This window comes from Bradyrhizobium sp. McL0616, assembly GCF_049993385.1.
In the GTDB taxonomy this organism is placed as follows: domain Bacteria; phylum Pseudomonadota; class Alphaproteobacteria; order Rhizobiales; family Xanthobacteraceae; genus Bradyrhizobium.
In genome coordinates this window covers 8154125-8171390 of the sequence record NZ_CP188255.1, presented here as the reverse complement: position 1 = coordinate 8171390, position 17266 = coordinate 8154125, and the positions used below count along the sequence as shown (strand labels likewise).

General features: G+C 63.6%; 17 protein-coding genes and 1 pseudogene. 10 read left to right on the top strand and 8 right to left on the bottom strand.

What is annotated here, in order from left to right; all coding sequences use genetic code 11:
• Window positions 1-158: 158 nt before the first annotated feature.
• From ACPPVR_RS39465 to ACPPVR_RS39455, 3 genes are all read left to right on the top strand, one after another.
• Window positions 159-1637 (top strand): AMP nucleosidase, encoded by a 1479-nt coding sequence (locus ACPPVR_RS39465; protein ID WP_426611869.1) that lies wholly within the window; start codon window positions 159-161, stop codon window positions 1635-1637.
• A 134-nt stretch (window positions 1638-1771) separates the two neighbouring features.
• A complete protein-coding gene (locus tag ACPPVR_RS39460; RefSeq protein WP_426611868.1) occupies window positions 1772-2392 on the top strand; it encodes a tetratricopeptide repeat protein in 621 nt (206 codons plus the stop codon).
• An 86-nt stretch (window positions 2393-2478) separates the two neighbouring features.
• The gene (locus ACPPVR_RS39455; RefSeq protein WP_426611867.1) at window positions 2479-2754 is read left to right on the top strand and encodes a DUF1488 family protein; all 276 of its coding nucleotides are present in this window, start codon (window positions 2479-2481) and stop codon (window positions 2752-2754) included.
• A gap of 158 nt (window positions 2755-2912) precedes the next feature.
• On the opposite strand, the gene ACPPVR_RS39450 is transcribed toward ACPPVR_RS39455, so the two are convergent.
• The gene (locus ACPPVR_RS39450) at window positions 2913-3395 is read right to left on the bottom strand and encodes a CinA family protein (RefSeq protein ID WP_426611866.1); all 483 of its coding nucleotides are present in this window, start codon (window positions 3393-3395) and stop codon (window positions 2913-2915) included.
• A gap of 165 nt (window positions 3396-3560) precedes the next feature.
• On the opposite strand from ACPPVR_RS39450, the gene ACPPVR_RS39445 reads away from it, so the two are divergent.
• From ACPPVR_RS39445 to ACPPVR_RS39435, 3 genes are read left to right on the top strand one after another with little or no spacing between them, the layout of a single operon-like run.
• Window positions 3561-4619, top strand: a complete 1059-nt coding sequence (locus ACPPVR_RS39445) for an amidohydrolase family protein (RefSeq protein WP_426611865.1) — start codon at window positions 3561-3563, stop codon at window positions 4617-4619.
• A gap of 23 nt (window positions 4620-4642) precedes the next feature.
• Window positions 4643-5752 carry an amidohydrolase family protein gene (locus ACPPVR_RS39440; protein WP_426611864.1) on the top strand — a complete coding sequence of 370 codons (1110 nt, stop codon included), beginning with the start codon at window positions 4643-4645 and terminating at the stop codon, window positions 5750-5752.
• Complete coding sequence (locus ACPPVR_RS39435; protein WP_426611863.1) at window positions 5752-6165, top strand: Rieske (2Fe-2S) protein; 414 nt, start codon at window positions 5752-5754, stop codon at window positions 6163-6165. The genes ACPPVR_RS39440 and ACPPVR_RS39435 overlap by 1 nt, the downstream gene beginning before the upstream one ends.
• A gap of 129 nt (window positions 6166-6294) precedes the next feature.
• Here the strand turns inward: ACPPVR_RS39435 and ACPPVR_RS39430 are convergent, their stop codons facing one another.
• Together ACPPVR_RS39430 and ACPPVR_RS39425 are read right to left on the bottom strand one after the other, a co-directional pair.
• On the bottom strand, window positions 6295-7626 hold the full coding sequence (locus ACPPVR_RS39430; protein ID WP_426611862.1) for an MFS transporter: 1332 nt from the start codon (window positions 7624-7626) through the stop codon (window positions 6295-6297).
• A gap of 143 nt (window positions 7627-7769) precedes the next feature.
• On the bottom strand, window positions 7770-8669 hold the full coding sequence (locus tag ACPPVR_RS39425; protein ID WP_426611861.1) for a transcriptional regulator GcvA: 900 nt from the start codon (window positions 8667-8669) through the stop codon (window positions 7770-7772).
• A 110-nt stretch (window positions 8670-8779) separates the two neighbouring features.
• Between ACPPVR_RS39425 and ACPPVR_RS39420 the strand changes: the two genes are divergently transcribed.
• The gene (locus tag ACPPVR_RS39420; protein WP_426611860.1) at window positions 8780-8983 is read left to right on the top strand and encodes a DUF1127 domain-containing protein; all 204 of its coding nucleotides are present in this window, start codon (window positions 8780-8782) and stop codon (window positions 8981-8983) included.
• Window positions 8984-9052: 69 nt separating this feature from the next.
• Window positions 9053-9676: an N-acetyltransferase family protein gene (locus ACPPVR_RS39415; RefSeq protein WP_426611859.1), complete on the top strand. Its 624-nt coding sequence runs from the start codon at window positions 9053-9055 to the stop codon at window positions 9674-9676.
• A 70-nt stretch (window positions 9677-9746) separates the two neighbouring features.
• Here the strand turns inward: ACPPVR_RS39415 and ACPPVR_RS39410 are convergent, their stop codons facing one another.
• From ACPPVR_RS39410 to ACPPVR_RS39400, 3 genes are all read right to left on the bottom strand, one after another.
• Entirely contained in the window at window positions 9747-10367 is a 621-nt protein-coding gene (locus tag ACPPVR_RS39410; RefSeq protein WP_426611858.1) for a cupin domain-containing protein, read from the bottom strand.
• Between the two features lie 45 nt (window positions 10368-10412).
• Window positions 10413-11243, bottom strand: coding sequence for an enoyl-CoA hydratase (locus ACPPVR_RS39405; protein WP_426611857.1), 831 nt, complete (start codon window positions 11241-11243; stop codon window positions 10413-10415).
• Between the two features lie 123 nt (window positions 11244-11366).
• Window positions 11367-12068: an SDR family oxidoreductase gene (locus ACPPVR_RS39400; protein ID WP_426611856.1), complete on the bottom strand. Its 702-nt coding sequence runs from the start codon at window positions 12066-12068 to the stop codon at window positions 11367-11369.
• A gap of 231 nt (window positions 12069-12299) precedes the next feature.
• Here ACPPVR_RS39400 and ACPPVR_RS39395 point away from each other — a divergent pair, with 231 nt between their 5' ends.
• Both ACPPVR_RS39395 and ACPPVR_RS39390 read left to right on the top strand, forming a co-directional pair.
• Window positions 12300-14084 (top strand): acyl-CoA dehydrogenase family protein, encoded by a 1785-nt coding sequence (locus ACPPVR_RS39395; protein WP_426611855.1) that lies wholly within the window; start codon window positions 12300-12302, stop codon window positions 14082-14084.
• A 44-nt stretch (window positions 14085-14128) separates the two neighbouring features.
• A pseudogene (locus ACPPVR_RS39390) lies at window positions 14129-15217 on the top strand (Zn-dependent alcohol dehydrogenase).
• A gap of 66 nt (window positions 15218-15283) precedes the next feature.
• Here ACPPVR_RS39390 and ACPPVR_RS39385 read toward each other — a convergent pair.
• Both ACPPVR_RS39385 and ACPPVR_RS39380 read right to left on the bottom strand, forming a co-directional pair.
• Window positions 15284-15637, bottom strand: a complete 354-nt coding sequence (locus tag ACPPVR_RS39385; RefSeq protein WP_426611854.1) for a nuclear transport factor 2 family protein — start codon at window positions 15635-15637, stop codon at window positions 15284-15286.
• Between the two features lie 125 nt (window positions 15638-15762).
• Window positions 15763-17235, bottom strand: coding sequence for an amidase (locus ACPPVR_RS39380; protein ID WP_426611853.1), 1473 nt, complete (start codon window positions 17233-17235; stop codon window positions 15763-15765).
• Between the last annotated feature and the right edge of the window lie 31 nt (window positions 17236-17266).

The following is a 17266-nucleotide window of genomic DNA, read 5'->3' as shown; positions in this document are numbered from 1 at the left end:
CGTGGTCTCGCTGTCTCCACTCGTCATTGCAAGCGTAGCGAAGCAATCCAGCCTGTCTCCGCGGCGAGATTTCTGGATTGCTTCGCTACGCTTGCAATGACGGCGAGGCTTCGTTCTTGCTATAGTTCGACTCGAGCCCAGCAACCCGGCGTCGAACAATGCAATCGATCCAGTCCCCACCGCCCATCGGCACCGAATTCTTCTCCGACGCCGGCCTTGCCGTCGCCCGTCTCGAAGAGATCTACGAGCGCAACACCAAATTCCTGCGCCATCGGTTCGAGGCCTATGTCAACGGCGAGGCGATCACGACGCGGGTGCGGGCCTATTATCCGTTCGTTCGCGTCACCACCGCGACCCATGCGCGGCTCGACTCGCGTCTGGCCTATGGCTTCGTCGCCCGGCCCGGCGTGCACGAAACCAGCGTGACCAGGCCGGATTTGTTTCGGACCTATCTCACCGAGCAGATCGGATTGTTGATCCAGAACCATGGCGTGCCGGTCGAAATTGGCGAATCCGTCGAGCCGATCCCCGTTCACTTCGCCTATCGCCGCGACATCAACATTGAAGCCGCCATCACCACCAGCGAGAATTCACCCGTCACACGATCGCTGCGCGATGCCTTCGACGTGCCTGATCTTGCCACCATGGATGATGCGATCGCCGATGGCACGTTCGAGCTTCGGCCGGGCGCGCCCGAGCCTCTGTCGCTGTTCCGGGCCGCCCGCGTCGATTACTCGCTGCGCCGGCTCTACCACTACACCGGCACCGACCCCGAGCATTTCCAGAATTTTGTCATTTTCACCAACTACCAGTTCTATGTCGATGCCTTCGCGCAACTCTGCCAGCAGCGCCTCCAATCCGGCGAGGCCGGTCTCGACGCCTTTGTCGCGCCGGGCAATGTCATCATGCGCAATGACGGCACAACGACGGGCACGGTGCCCGCGCGCGCGCCGCAGATGCCGGCCTTTCATCTGGTCGCGCCCGGCTATCGCGGCATCACCCTGATCAATATCGGCACCGGTCCCTCCAATGCGCGCAACGTCACCGACCATGTCGCGGTGCTGAGGCCGCATGCCTGGCTGATGCTCGGGCATTGCGCGGGCCTGCGCAACACGCAGCGCCTCGGCGACTACGTGCTCGCCCATGGTTACGTGCGCGAGGACCACGTGCTCGATCGCGAGCTCCCGCTCTGGGTGCCGATCCCGGCGCTGGCGGAGATGCAGGTCGCGCTCGAACAGGCGGTCGAAGATGTCACGGGGCTGGAAGGTTTCGAGCTGAAGCGTCTGATGCGCACGGGAACGGTCGCGAGCGTGGACAATCGCAATTGGGAGATCTCGGGGCCTGAGGTCATTCGCCGTATGTCGCAATCGCGCGCCGTGGCGCTCGACATGGAATCGGCAGCGATCGCCGCCAACGGCTATCGCTTCCGCGTCCCCTACGGCACGCTGCTCTGCGTCTCCGACAAGCCGCTGCACGGTGAGATCAAGCTCGCGGGCATGGCCAGCGAATTCTACCGCCGCCGCGTCGGCCAGCATCTCGAGATCGGCCTGAAGGCGCTGGAGCGGCTCAAGCAGCAGGAATCGGAGCGGCTGCATTCACGCAAGCTCCGGAGCTTTGCCGAAGTGGCGTTTCAATAATGCCCGCGACAAGAACGACAGAAGAACTGTCGTACGAGCGTTGACGTCTCCGTGAGGACAGCGTCCCGGAATATCCCCGCAGAGGCAGGGTTATCAATTCGTCCGGGGCCGCTTGGATCAGACAGGAGACAGACATGATCGCGAGGATGATCAGGCTCGTCACGCTGGGTGCGTTTGCGGTGGTAATGTTGGACACGCCGGCGTTTGCCGCGGGCGGTGGAGGCGGCGGCGGTGGGGGCGGTAGCGTCAGCTCCACCGATCCCTATGCCGGTGCCTATTCGGACCAGAAAGCGCAGCCGGCGCCGACTTATCCCCATCGCTCCGGCACCAAGGCAACCCAGAAAGGCAAGAAGGCAAACAACCAGTCAAGCATCGATGACCCCGCGTTTGCAGCCGGCTACCGCGTGGCTTACGACTCGATCTACCAGCGCAACGACTATGCGACCGCGATCGAGCAATTGAGGGCTCTCGGTCATGACGACCATCCGAACGTCGCCAACCTCATCGGCTATTCCTATCGCAAGCTCGGCGACTACAAGCAATCGCAGGTCTGGTACGAGCGCGCGCTGAAAGTCGATCCGAACCACGTGCTGACCTGGCAGTATTATGGACTGTGGCAGCTCGAGCAGGGTAATCGCGAGCAGGCGCGCTATCATCTCAGCCGGATTGCCGCCATTTGCGGGACGGATTGCGAGGAGTACAAATCATTGGCCGCGGCGCTGGAGAAGCCGACCGGGACTGCGCTCGTCTATTAGGGGACCGCGGCTCTTCTTGCGGCCATGGTGACAAGCCGCCAGATTTTTTGCATTGTCCCGTTCGGGGGCGCGAACGGGACAATTGGATGCCGCTGGCGCGCGACAAGATCATCGGTCACGACCTCGAACGTCTGGCGTTCCGCTTCACCATGCTGAACGACGACGAGGTCGTGCAGTGCCAGATCAGCGACGCCGCCATGGACGAGCTTGCGGGCATGGAGGGTACCGAAAGCAGCGCACGCCAGGCGCAGTTCCTGTCGCTGCGTGAGACGATCGAGCGGATCGCGTCGGATCTCTACGACGAAGCACCGCGGTTCAAGGGCTACGTGGTGCGGATTTTCATGCGGCATTTGGGACGGTAGTGTCGCTCCGTTCTCCGCCGTCATCGCCCGGCTTGACCGGGCGATCCAGTACTCCGAGACAGTCGTGATTGAATCGATAGGCTGCGGCGTACTGGATGCCCCGCCTTCGCGTGGCAACGGTGTTGTGGCGATACTGCCCTGACTGACAGCGCAGCAGCTCACCCCTCCAGCTTCCTCAACAACAACTTCAGTGCCGTCGCCGCGAACACCTGCATGTTGGCAAAACGGTCGTTGCTTCCCGTCTCCAGCGTGATCACCTCCGCCGCGGGTCCTGCGACCGCCATGCAGCTATGGCCGGCGGCATCGCCATAGCGGTTGCCGGAGGGGCCGGTCGCGCCGGTCTCGGACAGACCCCAGTCGCTATTGAAACGGCCGCGCATCTGCTCGGCCAAAAGCTTGGCATAGGGCTCCGAGGAGGAACGAAAGCCTTTCATACCGTCATCCGAAATATCCATCAGCACGCGCCTGGCATCACGGGTGTAGACCACCGCGCCGCCGAGGAAATAGGCGGATGCGCCGGGCACCGCGAGCAGGCTGGCCGAGATCAGGCCGCCGGTCGAGGATTCTGCGACCGCAATGGTCTGTTTGCGCGCGATCAGTTTCGCCGCGACCTGTTCCGCAATGCCAACGAGCTCTTTCATTTCTTTAACCTCACTCCATCGCAACCGAGCTGTTCCTTCCTAGCATATGGCAGCGGCCTTGGCCGAGTTGCGGGCGGCGGGCAGGCCTGCTTGAATGGCGGGACGCAAGACGGCGCGGCCAGGCGCTGCGCCAGAAAATCGAGGAAACGTGAGAAGGGAGACGTCATGGCGTCCCTGATCGCCGGCGGGGTGGATTGCGACGTGCATCCGGCCGTGCCGCATCTGACCAGCCTGCTGCCCTACCTGAACGACTACTGGCGCGACCAGGTGACGACGCGCGGCATGGTCGATCTCATCTCGCAATCTTATCCGCAGAACTCGCCGATCACGGCGCGCCCCGATTGGCGGCCCGAGAGCGGCAAGCCGGGCTACGCCATCGAGGACATGCAGCGCCATGTGCTCGATCCCTTCCAGCTCAAGCTCGCCATCTGCAACCCGCTCTACGGCGTGCAGATGGTGTTCTCCGAGGACCTGCAAGCCGCGTTCTGCCGCGCGCTGAACGAGTGGCTGGCGAAAGAATGGCTCGATCGCGATCCGCGGCTGCGCGGCTCGATCGTGATCCCGACGCAAAGCATCGAGAAGGCCGTCGCGGAGATCGAGCGCTGCGCGCAGGATAAGCGCTTCGTGCAGGTGCTGATGCTGGTGATGGGCGACACGCCGCTCGGCAAGCGCGCGCTATGGCCGATCTACGAGGCGGCGGAACGGCTGGAACTCCCCATCGGCATCCATGCCGGTTCCGCCTACCACAATCCGCCGACCGCGGTGGGCTGGGGTTCCTACCACATCGAGGACTATGTCGGTCAGGCCCAGGCGTTCCAGACCCAGCTCACCAGCCTGATCGTCGAGGGCGTGTTCATGCGCCACCCGCGGCTGAAGATGGTGATGCTGGAATCCGGCATCTCCTGGATTTCCCCCTATCTCTGGCGGCTGCACAAGTTCTGGCGCGGGGTACGGATGGAGACGCCCTGGGTCGATCGCGCGCCGCTGGAAATTGTGCGCAGCAACATCCGCTTCTCGTTACAGCCATTTGACGCGCCGCCGGACGAGGCGACATTAATTCGCCTGTTTGATCATATGCAGTCGGACGAATTGGTCCTATTCTCCACGGACTACCCGCACTGGCAGTTCGACGGCCAGGACGCGCTGCCCGCAGGTCTCACCCCCGATCTCGTGCGCAAGATCATGATCGATAATCCACACGCCACCTATCCCCGCCTGACTTAGCCGCTGCCAAAGGAGGCAAGGCGATGAATATCCAATTCCGCGAAAGCACCGAAGCCGCTTCTCCCCTGACAACCAAGACCGCGATCGCGGACTGCGACATCCATCCGGCGCGCGCCAGTCGCACCGAGCTCTATCCGTATCTCGCCAAACGCTGGCAGCATCATCTCGAGGTCTACGGCGTCCATGCCTATCAGGGCATGATGGGAGGCCCGCCCTATCCGAAGGCCCAGCCCAATGCCTCGCGCCGCGACGCCTATCCGCCGGAAGGCGGCCCGCAGGGCTCTTCGCTCTCCTTCATGCAGAAGCAGCTGCTCGATCCCAACAACGTGCAGCTCGGGGTACTCAATCCGCTCAATACCGGGCAGGGCATCCGCAATCACGAGCTCTCGGGCGCCTTGTGCTCGGCGATCAACGATTGGCAGATCGACAAATGGACCAGCAAGGACAAGCGGCTGAAGGCGTCGATCGTCGTCGGCAATGAAGACGGGCTATCGGCCGCCGCGGAGATCCGCGAGCGCGCCGGCGACAAGAATTTCGTCCAGGTGCTGCTGCTCAGCCGCAATGTCGAGCCGCTCGGGCAGCGCCGCTACTGGCCGATCTATCAGGCCGCGGAAGAGGCTGGCCTTCCCGTCGGCGTCCACGCCTTCGGCTTCGGTGGCAATCCGATCACGCCGTCGGGCTGGCCGAGCTATTACATCGAGGAGATGGTGGGGCATTCGCAGTGCCAGCAATCGGCACTGGCGAGCCTTGTTTTGGAAGGCGTGTTCGAGCGTTTCCCGAAACTGAAGATGGTGATGATCGAGGCCGGCTTCGGCTGGGCGCCGTCGCTCGCCTGGCGGCTCGACAAGGTCTGGCAGCGGCTCAGGAGCGAGGTGCCGCATGTGAAGCGGCCGCCGTCGGAATATATCCGTGAGCAGGTGTGGTGGACGACGCAGCCGATGGAGGATCCCGAGCGGCGCGAGGATCTGTTCGACGTCATCAAATGGATCGGCTGGGACCGGCTGCTGTTCGCGACCGACTATCCGCATTGGGACTATGACGAGCCCTCGCGCGTGCTGCCGGCGGGCGTCAGCGACGACAACCGCGAGGCGTTTTATCTGGGCAATGCCAAGAAGCTGTACGGGATGAGTTGATGGCGCGGCATGTGATTGCCGCGGTCGATGAGTTGCCGCCCGGTTCGCGAAAATTTTTGGAGATCGACGGACGGCCGATCGCGGTCTTCAACATCAAGGGCGAGTATTTCGGCCTGATGAACCGTTGCCCGCATCAGGGCGCGGCGCTGTGCGAGGGCCCGCTGATCGGTCTCGCCCAATCCAGCGACCCCGGTGAGATCGAATATACAAAGCTAGGGGAGATCATCCGCTGCCCCTGGCACGGCTGGGAGTTCGACATCCGCACCGGCCAATCCTATTGCGACCCCCGCCGCTTTCGTGTGAAGGCGTATCCAGCCCATGTCGAGCCGGGCGCGAGTGTGGTGAAGGGGCCGTATGTCGCCGAGACGATCCCGGTGAAGGTCGAGAGCGACTACGTGGTGGTGGAGCTTTAGGTCATTCCGGGGCGACGCGAAGCATCGAGTTCTGATGCGCAATTGCGCATCAGAGAATCCATCGTGCCGGAAGAATGCTGGGAGAAATGGATTCCGGGTTCGCCTCTTCGAGGCGCCCCGGAATGACCATCAGTGGCTCGCCGCCGGTTCACCGAGGGCATCGTACGTCGTCACCGCCTGGCGGCCACCGCGGTAGACGATCGATGTGGCAATGATGCCAAGCGCAGCGGCGAACATCAGCCAGAAGCCGGGTGAGGCTCTGTTGCCGGTGTAGTCGATCAGCAAGGTCGAGGCGAACGGCGTGAAGGTGCCGAACAGCGCAGCGGCGAGCGCGAAGGCCAGCGAGAAGCAGGTGGTGCGGACATGCGCCGGTACGATCTCGACCAGAGCACCGAGCATGGTGCCGCTGTACATGCCGAAATAGAACGAGAACATCATCTGGACCGCGAGCAGCTTGCCGAAAGTCGGCGCGGCGACCAGCCAGGACAGCGCCGGGTAAGCGGTGACGAGCGCCAGGCTGGCGATGGCGAGCAGCACCGGCTTGCGGCCGACGCGATCGGACAGCGCGCCGCCGACCGGATTCCAGATGAAGTTGGTCACGGCCACGAGCAACGTGACGAGGAGCGCGTCCTGCGTCGACAGCTTCAGCACGGTCTTGCCGAAGGTCGGCGTGTAGACGGTAACGAAGTAGAACGTCGTCGTGGTCAGGACCGCGATCATCATGCCGAGAATGACGATGCGCCAGTTGGCGAGCGCGGAGGCGAACACCTCGTTTGCCGTTGGATGCTTCTTCATGGCGAGGAAGGCCGGCGTTTCCTCGAGCGTCCGCCGCAGCATGAAGATCAGGGGGATGATGAGGCAACCGACGAAGAAGGGAATGCGCCAGCCCCAGGCGGTCACGACGTCCGCCGGCATCACCTCGGACAGGATGAAGCCGAGGATCGATGCCACGAAGATCGCGACCTGCTGGCTCGACGACTGGAACGAGGTGTAGAAGCCGCGATTGCCCGGCGTGGAGATTTCCGCGAGATAGACCGACACGCCGCCGAGCTCGACGCCGGCGGAGAAACCTTGCAGCAGGCGGCCGAGCAGCACGATGATCGGCGCTGCGATGCCGATGCTCGCATAGGTCGGGCAGAATGCGATCACCACAGTGCCGGCGGCCATGATGGCGAGCGTGACGATCAGGCCCTTGCGTCGGCCGATGCGGTCGATATAGGCCCCTAACACGATCGCGCCGACGGGCCGCATCAACGCGCCGAGCCAGAACACGCCGAATGTGTTGAGCAGCGAGGCCGTCTCGTTGGTCGAGGGGAAGAACGCCTTGCCGATCGCAGCGGCATAAAATCCGAACAGGAAGAAGTCGAACTGCTCGAGGAAATTGCCGCTGGTGGCGCGCAGGATCGCGCCGATGCGCGACTTGATCTCGGGCGGATTGGTTGATTCTGTTGGTCCAGCCATGACGTTTCTCCCCATTTTAAACGCGGCCGGACCGGAACTCATCTTCACGGCAAGGCGACAGATTGTTGCTGTGACAATCTGACTACCCCTCTCGCGCGAGGCGATGCGAGTCAACTCATTTTGCTGCGGAAGCCGATGATTTTTCAGGCTTTATTCTGCGTTGCAGCGATCATCCATTGGCGGAAGGCGGCGAGCTTCGGCGCCTCGCGGCGACTCTCCGGCGAGACCAGGTAGAAGCCCGCATCGGCCGGCAGCGCGATCTTGAAGGGAACCACGAGCCGGCCCTTGGCGATGTCGTCGCTGACGTAAGAGGTCCGCCCCATGGCCACGCCGATGCCGTCGATCGCGGCCTGGATGGTCATGAAGATCATGTCGAAGGTGATGCCGGGCTGCTTGGCGATATCGGTCGGCAGGCCCGCCGCCGTCAACCACAGCCGCCAGTCGTCGCTGTTGGCGTTGGATGTGTGCAGCAGCGGATAGCCGCGGAGGTCCTCCGGCTGGTGTAACGGCTTGTCGCCGCATAGCAGAGAGGGGCTGCACACCGGAAACAGCTCGTCCGCCATCAGCCAATCGGCGCGCAGGCCCGGCCATTGACCGCGGCCATAGCGGATCGCGGCGTCGACATCGTCGCGCTGGAAGTCGACGAGGCTGGTCGATGTGGTGATGCGGACGTCGATGCCGGGATGGGCGTCCTGGAAATCGGTCAGTCGCGGCAGCAGCCATTTCGCGGCTAGGGAAGCCAGCGTCGAGATGGTCAGCACCTTGTCGTCGTCCTTGCGCAGCAGCCGGTCGGTCGCGAGCCGGAGGTCGTTGAAGGCGGCGCGGACGCCCGGCAAATAGTCGCGCGCCTCGGCCGTCAGCGCCAGCGCGCGGTTCTGCCGGATGAACAGGCGAATGCCGAGCTCCTCCTCGAGCCTGCGGATCTGATGGCTGATCGCGGTCTGCGTCACGTTCAGCTCTGCCGCCGCCAGCGTGAAGCTGAGATGGCGCGCGGCGGCCTCGAACGCCCGCAAGCCATTCAGGGAGGGTAATCTGGCAGTCATTTGGCAGCAGGATGCATGAGCTTATTTCATGCGAAGGGGTACAAATTGTCGTTTGTCGAAACGCGCGCGCGGGCAGATATTCCGCTCCAAGTTAGCTCAAGGAGCTGAAAATGTCTACTTGCACCGACAATTCGATGACAAATCATCATGCGCCTGGACTGCTCTACCAGCTCGGCGACACCCTCCATATCTGGCACGAGCGCTACCGGACCCGTCGCGAGCTGACCCATTGGACCGCCCGCGATCTGCATGACGTCGGCCTGTCCTGGACCGACGTTGCCTACGAGGCCGACAAACCCTTCTGGCGGGCCTGATTGGCCGCCAGGCCGGCGCCGCCTGATCACAGGGGCGCCGGCGGTCCCTTTTCCCTTGAGGCTCGTGTCATGAGCATCCTTCGCCTGGAAGATTTGAAGCAATATTCGGATTCGCTGCGCACCCGGCAGGGCGAGCCGCTCAACGTGCGCTTCGTCGAGCCGCGCGATACCGATGAGCTTCAGCACTATTTCCGCTCGCTTACGACCCGCTCCCGCTACAACCGCTTCTTCGGTGCCATCAGCGAATTGCCGAAGGGGCTGCTGCACGAATTTCTCCAGGTCGGCGAGCGCGAACGTTTTACCGTGGTCGCCACCATGATGGTCGACGGCTTCGAGACCATCGTTGCCGAAGCGCGCTATGCCTTCCATGTCGAGACCTCGACGCTGGAATTCGGCCTGTCGGTCGACGATCGTTGGCAGGGACATGGCATCGCCACTGCGCTGCTGAAGAACCTTGAATGCCGCGCCGCCGCGCTCGGTGCCGAGCATATCTTCGGCGACACGCTGCGCTCCAACCAGACCATGATCTCGCTCGCGCGCAAATCCGGCTTCGCCTTCGTCAACCATCCGGACGACTGGAAGCTGGTGCGCTTCGACAAGGAGATCAACGTCGCGCCGAAAGACATTCCCTGCGCCAGCTGGCGCCTCGCCGCTCTTTCCCGTCAGGCCGTAAGCCCCTCAGCCTCCGTCTGACACCACTCCAAGCCCGGCCCTGATGATTCAGAGCCGGGCATTTTTTTGTGGTCCGCGAGCGACGTGTTCCTCATTCGAACTTGGCCGGCACCGAAGCAGGCCGGGTCGCGTCCAGTAGAAACATCACCAGCTGATCCAAATCCGTCGTGCCGTCGCTGAAGACCTCCATGGCCATGTCAGGGCCGTGGCCGACCATCGCCTGACCAGCTTCGGTGCGGTTGATGCCGTGCGGCGTTCGTTGGCCAACCCGACCCGCGAGTACATAGAACGATTCAGAGCCGGGATGTGAATGCGCCGGCGTCCTGGAGCCGGGCGGGCCACCGGCATGATTGATTTGCAGCAGATATTCGGGCGCAGGGAAGATTGGTACCGGGCCAATTTCGGCGACTTTGCTGCCGCCAGGAGTCATGCCGCCCTTCGGGCCAAGCGTGAACAGCCAGACCTTGCCCGAGACCTCAGCAGCCAATGACGTCGGACCTGTACTCGCAGCGGCTTGCGCGAGATCGAGCGTCGAGAAATTCTCGATCCGCCAGTAGAGCTCGCCTGGCGGCAGGCCATTGAGCTTTTTCTGCGCGACTTGCGTGACGACGAATTTTCCCGGCTCGGCCGCTACCGGCGGCAACATCGCCATCGCAAACAGCGACACCATCGAAGCGACGAGATGGCAAGTGCCCAATCTTCGAGAGTTCATGGTGTCACTCCTCGATTGCGCGTCAACTAAGCAACTGCGTAGATATTACTTCCCCGTGAACACCGCCTTGCGCTTCTCGATGAAGGCCTGCACGGCCTCCTTGTGATCGGCGGTCGTGGTCAGCCGCATCAGCCGTTCGGCCTCGTGATCGCGCGCGGTCTCGAAGTCGAATTGCAGGGCTTCGTCGAGATTGTCCTTCATGTAGCGCAGCGCGAGGCGCGGGCCTTCGGCGAGCGATTTGGCAAGCGCGAAGGCTTCGGCCTGCAATTTGTCGTCGGGCACGACGCGGTTGACGAGGCCAATCGCTTCAGCACGCGCGGCATCGACGCGATCGCCGGTGAACATCAATTCGCGCGCCCGCGCAGTGCCGACGAGTCGGGTGAGCAGCCAGGCGATGCCATAGTCGCCGCTCAGCGCGATGCGCGCATAGCCGGTGGCGACAAAGGCCGATTGCGCGGCAATGCGGATGTCGCAAGCCATGGCGATGGCAAGCCCCGCGCCGACCGCTGGGCCGGGCAGAGCCGCGATGGTCGGCTTGCGCACCGACACCAGCGCGCCGGTGAGCAGCCGCTGCCGCTCCTGGAGGTCGGCGACGCGGTCTTCCAGCGACATCTCCAGCTTCTTCGGGTCGCGATGCGCGCCCATGCCCTTGACGTTGCCGCCGGCGCAGAAGGCTTCGCCCGCGCCGGTGATCAAGAGCGCGCCGACATCGGGATTCTCGCCGCAGGTCCGGATCATCGTGCGCAGCGCCGGCGTCAGCGTGTCCGACAGCGAATTGCGCGCCTCCGGCCGGTTCAGCGTGATCACTGCGACGCGGTCGCGGATGACGCAGAGCAGTTCATTGGTCCCGGTGTCGATGGTGGTTTCCGTGGTCATGTCGCTCCCTCTCTTTCGTCATTGCGAGGAGCGAAGCGACGAAGCAATCCAGTCTGTATCCGCGGGGATATCTCTGGATTGCTTCGCTTCGCTCGCAATGACGTCTGTTGTTACGTTATTGCCTCAAAACTTCTCCACCCAGGGCCGCAACTCCAGCTCCCAGCTCCAGGCACTGCGCGGCTGCTGCAACACGTTCCAATAGCTCTCCGCGATCGCATCGGGATCGAGCATCGAATCCGGCTTGTCGGCTGGCTCGGTGCGCACAGTACTGCGGATGCCGCCGTCGATCACAAAATGCGCGACATGGATGCCCTGCGGCGACAATTCGCGCGCCATGCTCTGTGCGAGGCCGCGCAGCGCAAACTTGCCCATCGCGAACGGCGCGGACTGCGCATAGCCCTTGACGCTGGCCGAAGCGCCCGTGAAAAGAATCGCGCCGTGCTTGTTCGGCAGCATGCGCTTTGCCGCCTGCTGCGCCACCAGGAAGCCGCCATAGCCGCTGACCGCGATCGCCTGCGCGACCTCGGCCGGGACGAGATCGACAAACGGCCCGCGCGCGCGCCCGCTGGCATTGTAGACCACGAGATCGGGCGTGCCGATCTCGCGCTCGACCAGGCCAAACAGGCGCTCGACCTCCTCGGGGTCGGTGGCGTTGCAGGCATAGGCCTTTGCCCCGGTCTCGGTGCAGAGCGCGCCAAGCTTTTCGATCTTTCGTGCGGCAAGCGCGACGCGAATGCCCTGCGCGGACAGCAGCCGCGCCAGCGAGGCGCTCAGGCCTTCGCCGGCGCCGACGATGAGCGCGATCTTGTACTTTGGGTGTTCCATGACGTGATCCCTGGGAGGTAAGGAGCCGTTGATCTATGCATCGTCCGCGCTGACAACCAGCGGGAGTGATCACAATTCCGCAGAGCGAATTGCTCCCTCGCGGCGATCATGCCTCCCTGACAATTTGCGGCTTTATCCAATCTGTCGGCTGGAGCATGATCGACATCATCCAAAGCGGCAAGCGCTAAAGCAGCGCAAAATGACCGCTGGGCGGAAACGAAGAGGACGATCATGCCAAAGCCGGCCACAGCGCAGCCAAAAGATGTCGCGGCCGCACCATCCGGCCTGCTGGCGCCCGATACGGCAGGCATGAATTTCTACCGCGCCGATCCGGCGCTGACGGATCTGTTGCGCATCCATCTGCCGGAGACGCTGTTCCGCCACATCGAGCCGCATCTCGATCGCCTGGGTGAATTGGCCGGCGGCCCACTCGACGAATATGCGCGGCTTGCCGACCGCCATACGCCGGTGCTGCACCAGCGCGACAAGTTCGGCCGCGACATGCAGTGGATCGAATATCATCCCGCCTATCGCGAGCTGGAGAAGGCTGCGTTCGGCGAGTTCGGCATCCATGCGCTCTCGATCCGCAAGGGAATCATGGGCTGGCCGGACAAATATCCGGTGGTGGCCAAGCACGCCTTCACGTTCCTGTTCAACCAGACCGAATTCGGCATGGGCTGCCCGATCAACGTCACCGACGGCTGCGCAAAACTACTCTCGAATTTCGGCAGCGACGCGCTGAAGGCGAAATATCTCGACGGCCTGACCCAGACCGACATGAGCAAGCTGACCCAGGGCGGCCAGTTCATGACCGAAAAGGAAGGCGGCTCCGACGTCGGCACACTCACAACGACGGCCGTGCAGGAGGGCGACCATTGGCGCCTCACCGGCGAAAAATGGTTCTGCTCGAACGCTGACGCCAAAGTCGTGATGCTGCTGGCGCGTCCCGAAGGCGCCGGCCCCGGGACGCGCGGTGTCGGCCTGTTCCTGATGCCGCGCTTCCTCGACGACGGCTCGCAGAACCACTACCGGATCGTGCGGCTGAAGGAAAAGCTCGGCACCCGCTCGATGGCCTCGGGCGAGATCAAGCTCGAAGGCGCGATCGCCTACGCGGTCGGCAAGCTTGATCGCGGTTTCGTGCAGATGGCCGAGATGGTGAACTCGTCGCGGCTCTCCAACGGCGTGAAATCGACCGCGCTGATGCGCCGCGCCTATCACGACGCGATGACGGTTGCGAAGAACCGCGTGGTGTTCGGCAGCCGCATCATCGACCTGCCACTCGGTCGCCGCCAGATGCTGAAGATCATGCTGCCGGTCGAACAGGCGCTGTCGATGAGCTTTCTTACCGCCGATGCGCTTGATCGCGCCGAGGCCGGCAGCCAGGATGCGGCGGCGCTGCTGCGCATCCTGACGCCGACCTTGAAATTCCGTGCCACTCGCGATGCGCGAAAAGTCTGCGGCGATGCACTCGAGATGCGCGGCGGCATCGGCTATATCGAGGAATTCGCCACCGCACGGCTGTTGCGCGATGCGCATCTCGGCTCGGTCTGGGAGGGCACCGGCAACATCGTCGCGATCGATGCGCTGAGGCGCGCCGTCGGCCGCCATGGCGCGGAAGCCGCGCTCGCGGCCGATCTGCATGCGCGCCTGGATGACAGCGCCTCCGTGCCTCAGGCCTGGCGCGACCGTCTGCGTGGTCTCACCGATCGCGCGGTCGGTTTTGCGCGCGAGGTTGCGGCGAAGTCCGAGAACGAGGCCGATGCGCGCCGCGCCACAAGCCTGCTCTATCATGTCGCAAGCGCGGTCGCGCTCGCCTGGGAAGCGCATCGCATCCACGACATGCGCGGTGATGCGCGCCGGCTGCTGCTCTCGCGCCTCGTGATCGATCATCGTGTGTCGCCGAGCGATCCGTTCCGGCTCACGGAAAATGCCGCGCAAGCGAAGATCGCCGCACTGCTGCTCGGGGATCGCGATGCCGGCATGAACGAAGTTGGCGAACTGGTTCTGGCAGCGTAGGCTGCGCTCACGTTCAAAGCAAAAAAAACGATAGGGAGTGCTCGATGAAGGCCGCCGTCCTTTATGAAGTCAACAAGCCGCTGGTCATCGAGGATATCAGCCTGCCGAAGCCGGGCCCGCGCGAAGTCCTGATCCGGACCTCGGTCGCAGGCCTCTGCCATTCCGACCTGCATTTCATGGAAGGCCTCTATCCGCATCCGCTGCCCGCGGTCCTCGGCCATGAATCGGCCGGCGTGGTCGAGCAGGTCGGCTCCGATGTCACCTATGTGAAACCGGGCGACCACGTCGTCACCTGCCTGTCCGTGTTCTGCGGCACCTGCGACAATTGCACCACCGGGCGCACCGTGCTCTGCACCGATACCACGGTGAAGCTGCTGCCGGGCGCCTCCAACCGGATGCAATGGTCGAAGCCGTAGAAGCTGCACCAGTTCCTCAACCTGTCGTCCTTTGCCGAGCAGATGCTGGTACACGAGAACGCCATCGTCAAAATCCGCAAGGAGATGCCGCTCGATCTTGCCGCGCTGATCGGCTGCGGTGTCATCACCGGTTATGGCGCTGTGGTAAATACAGCGAAGGTGACGGCCGGTGAGACCGTGGCTGTGATCGGCTGCGGCGGTGTCGGCATGGCCGCGATCAACGGCGCGCAGATCGCCGGCGCCGGCCGCATCATCGCCATCGATACCAATCCGGCCAAGCTCCAGCTTGCGACCAAGTTGGGGGCCACCGACATCATCAATCCGGCCGACGGCGACGTGGTGAAGCAGGTGCGCGACCTCACCAATGGCGGCGTGCACCATTCCTTCGAGGTGCTCGGTCGCAAGGAGACCGCGGAGCAGGCCTTTGGCATGCTCGCCTCCGGCGGCACCGCCACCATCGTCGGCATGATTCCGTTCGGCCAGAAGATCGAGCTGCACGGCTTCGACTTCCTGCGCGAGCGCAGGATCCAGGGCTCGTCGATGGGGTCGAACCACTTTCGCGTCGACATGCCGCGCCTGGTGGATTTCTACCTGCGCGGACGGCTGCATCTGGAGGACTGGATCTCGGCCAAGCTCAAGCTGTCGGAGATCAACGAAGGCTTTGCCAACATGAAGGCCGGCAAGACGCTGCGCAGCGTGATCATGTTTGATAGCTAGCGCTTTGGCCTCTCCCCGCTGTTTGCGGGGAGAGTCCGTAACCCGGATGGAGATCGTGCTGCAGTCTCACCGCGATACGTGAGCAGACACGGCAAGCCACTTCCCGTTGTTCTTGGCCCAGCAATCAGTGTAGCGGCCCGACGCCTGCTGGCCGTCGGCGGTGGTGTAGCTGGTCGCGCCGTGGATGATGGCGAAATCGCCCATGATGCGGATGATGACGTCACGCTCGATCAGGTTTCGGATCGCGATCGGCCGCGCCGTCTGCTCCAGGAAGGCCGCGCGGTCGACCAGGGTCTTGTCGGGATTGGAGCAGTAGAACTCGGGCGCAAGAATTTCATCGAAGCGCCTGACGTCGCAGTTCTGGACGGAGGCGACGTAGTCGCGATTGAGTACGGTGAGTTGTTCCAGGTCCTGGCTCATGACGTTCCTCTCCCTTCTTGTTATTTGACTCCGTCATTGCGAGGAGCTCTTGCGACGAAGCAATCCAGACTTTCTCTGCGGATACATTCCTGGATTGCTTCGCTTCGCTCGCAATGACGGAAAGACTAATCATCAAACATCTTCGGCGGCACGAAGCCGCCGAACTCGCGCTCGATCAGCTCGGCGAGCTTGAGCGGCGTGCGGTCCTCCAGCCACGGGCCGACGATCTGGACGCCGACCGGCAGGCCGTCAGGTGCAAAGCCGGTCGGGATCGCGGTTGCGGGCAGGCCGGGCAGCGTGGCGATGCCGGGCCAGGCGAGCTGATCGGGATAGACATGCGCCTTGCCGTCGATTGTGATGCGGCGGGTTTCCTGGTCCGGCGAATGATCGTGCGGATAGGCCGCCGTCGGCATCACCGGGCAGATCACGGCGTCGAAGGTCTTGAACAGCTCGCGCCATTGCGCGCGCAGCCGCGTCCGTCCGCCGTTTGCCATCTGCCAGTCGCGATGGCTGAGCGCGATGCCGCGCAGCCGCTCCGCGGCGAGGCTGTTGTCGCCCTCCGGCAGCGCCGCCGCGGCCGCCTTGGCGCCAGCATAAATGTCGGGCGCGAAACTTGCGGCGAGGAACGACATCAGCATGCGCATATAGAGCCGCGAAGAGGCCGCGAAGTCCGGCAGCAGCGGAGTGCGGCGCTCGATCTTCACGCCAGCCTTCGCAAGGCCTTCGGCGAGCTTGTTGATGGTGCCGCGCACCGCGGTATCAGTCGGCAGCACCGGGTCGGTGTCGATCACCAGCACGCGGAAGTCCTTCAGCGCGGTGTGGCGCGCGGCCGGTAGCTCGAGCCGGTAGGCCACGCCTGCGTCGATCGGATCGGGGCCGGCCATGACGTCGAGCACAAGGGATAGATCGGCGGCGCTGCGCGCCATCGGGCCGATCACCGAGAGGTCGCGCTCGAACGGCAAGGGCGGCAGCGGCGGCGGCGTGTGGCCGCGCATGGCGACCAGGTTGAAGGTCGGCTTGTGCGCATAGACGCCGCAATGGAACGCCGGCACGCGCAGCGAGCCGCCGATGTCCGAGCCGATCGACAGCGGACCATAGCCCGCGGCGAGCGCCGCCGAAGAGCCGCCGGAGGATCCGCCGGGCGTGCGGCCGAGATTGTAGGGGTTGTTGGTCGTGCCGTAGATGTCGTTGTAGCTCTGCCAGTCGCCGAGGCCGAGCGGAACGTTGGTCTTGCCCAGCACGACGGTGCCGGCGTCCTTCACCCGCGTGACCGGCAGCGAATCTTCCCTGGCGATGAAATCCTTCTGCGCGGGAATGCCCCAGGTCGTCGGCAGGCCGGCGATGTTGTAGGATTCCTTTACCGTCATCGGCAGGCCGAGCAGCGGCTTCCGCTCGCCGCGCGCCAATGCAGCATCCGCATTGCGCGCGGCGCCAAGCGCGCGGTCAAAATCGCGGACGCAGATCGCGTTGACCTTGCCATCATGACGTTCGATGCGATCGATCGCATCCTGCGTGAGCTCGACCGACGAAACCTTCTTCGCGGTCAACGCGGCCGATAGCTCGACCGCGCTCTTGAAACTCCATTCCGAATTAGCCACGACATGCTCCTGTGCTTCATTGCGGGATGAT

What these genes read in the sequence shown, in the direction of transcription:
- ACPPVR_RS39465 (WP_426611869.1), top strand. Translation starts at nt 159, where the DNA reads ATGCAATCGATCCAGTCCCCACCGCCCATCGGCACCGAATTCTTCTCC.
- ACPPVR_RS39460 (WP_426611868.1), top strand. Translation starts at nt 1,772, where the DNA reads ATGATCGCGAGGATGATCAGGCTCGTCACGCTGGGTGCGTTTGCGGTG.
- ACPPVR_RS39455 (WP_426611867.1), top strand. Translation starts at nt 2,479, where the DNA reads ATGCCGCTGGCGCGCGACAAGATCATCGGTCACGACCTCGAACGTCTG.
- ACPPVR_RS39450 (WP_426611866.1), bottom strand. Translation starts at nt 3,395, where the DNA reads ATGAAAGAGCTCGTTGGCATTGCGGAACAGGTCGCGGCGAAACTGATC.
- ACPPVR_RS39445 (WP_426611865.1), top strand. Translation starts at nt 3,561, where the DNA reads ATGGCGTCCCTGATCGCCGGCGGGGTGGATTGCGACGTGCATCCGGCC.
- ACPPVR_RS39440 (WP_426611864.1), top strand. Translation starts at nt 4,643, where the DNA reads ATGAATATCCAATTCCGCGAAAGCACCGAAGCCGCTTCTCCCCTGACA.
- ACPPVR_RS39435 (WP_426611863.1), top strand. Translation starts at nt 5,752, where the DNA reads ATGGCGCGGCATGTGATTGCCGCGGTCGATGAGTTGCCGCCCGGTTCG.
- ACPPVR_RS39430 (WP_426611862.1), bottom strand. Translation starts at nt 7,626, where the DNA reads ATGGCTGGACCAACAGAATCAACCAATCCGCCCGAGATCAAGTCGCGC.
- ACPPVR_RS39425 (WP_426611861.1), bottom strand. Translation starts at nt 8,669, where the DNA reads ATGACTGCCAGATTACCCTCCCTGAATGGCTTGCGGGCGTTCGAGGCC.
- ACPPVR_RS39420 (WP_426611860.1), top strand. Translation starts at nt 8,780, where the DNA reads ATGTCTACTTGCACCGACAATTCGATGACAAATCATCATGCGCCTGGA.
- ACPPVR_RS39415 (WP_426611859.1), top strand. Translation starts at nt 9,053, where the DNA reads ATGAGCATCCTTCGCCTGGAAGATTTGAAGCAATATTCGGATTCGCTG.
- ACPPVR_RS39410 (WP_426611858.1), bottom strand. Translation starts at nt 10,367, where the DNA reads ATGAACTCTCGAAGATTGGGCACTTGCCATCTCGTCGCTTCGATGGTG.
- ACPPVR_RS39405 (WP_426611857.1), bottom strand. Translation starts at nt 11,243, where the DNA reads ATGACCACGGAAACCACCATCGACACCGGGACCAATGAACTGCTCTGC.
- ACPPVR_RS39400 (WP_426611856.1), bottom strand. Translation starts at nt 12,068, where the DNA reads ATGGAACACCCAAAGTACAAGATCGCGCTCATCGTCGGCGCCGGCGAA.
- ACPPVR_RS39395 (WP_426611855.1), top strand. Translation starts at nt 12,300, where the DNA reads ATGCCAAAGCCGGCCACAGCGCAGCCAAAAGATGTCGCGGCCGCACCA.
- ACPPVR_RS39385 (WP_426611854.1), bottom strand. Translation starts at nt 15,637, where the DNA reads ATGAGCCAGGACCTGGAACAACTCACCGTACTCAATCGCGACTACGTC.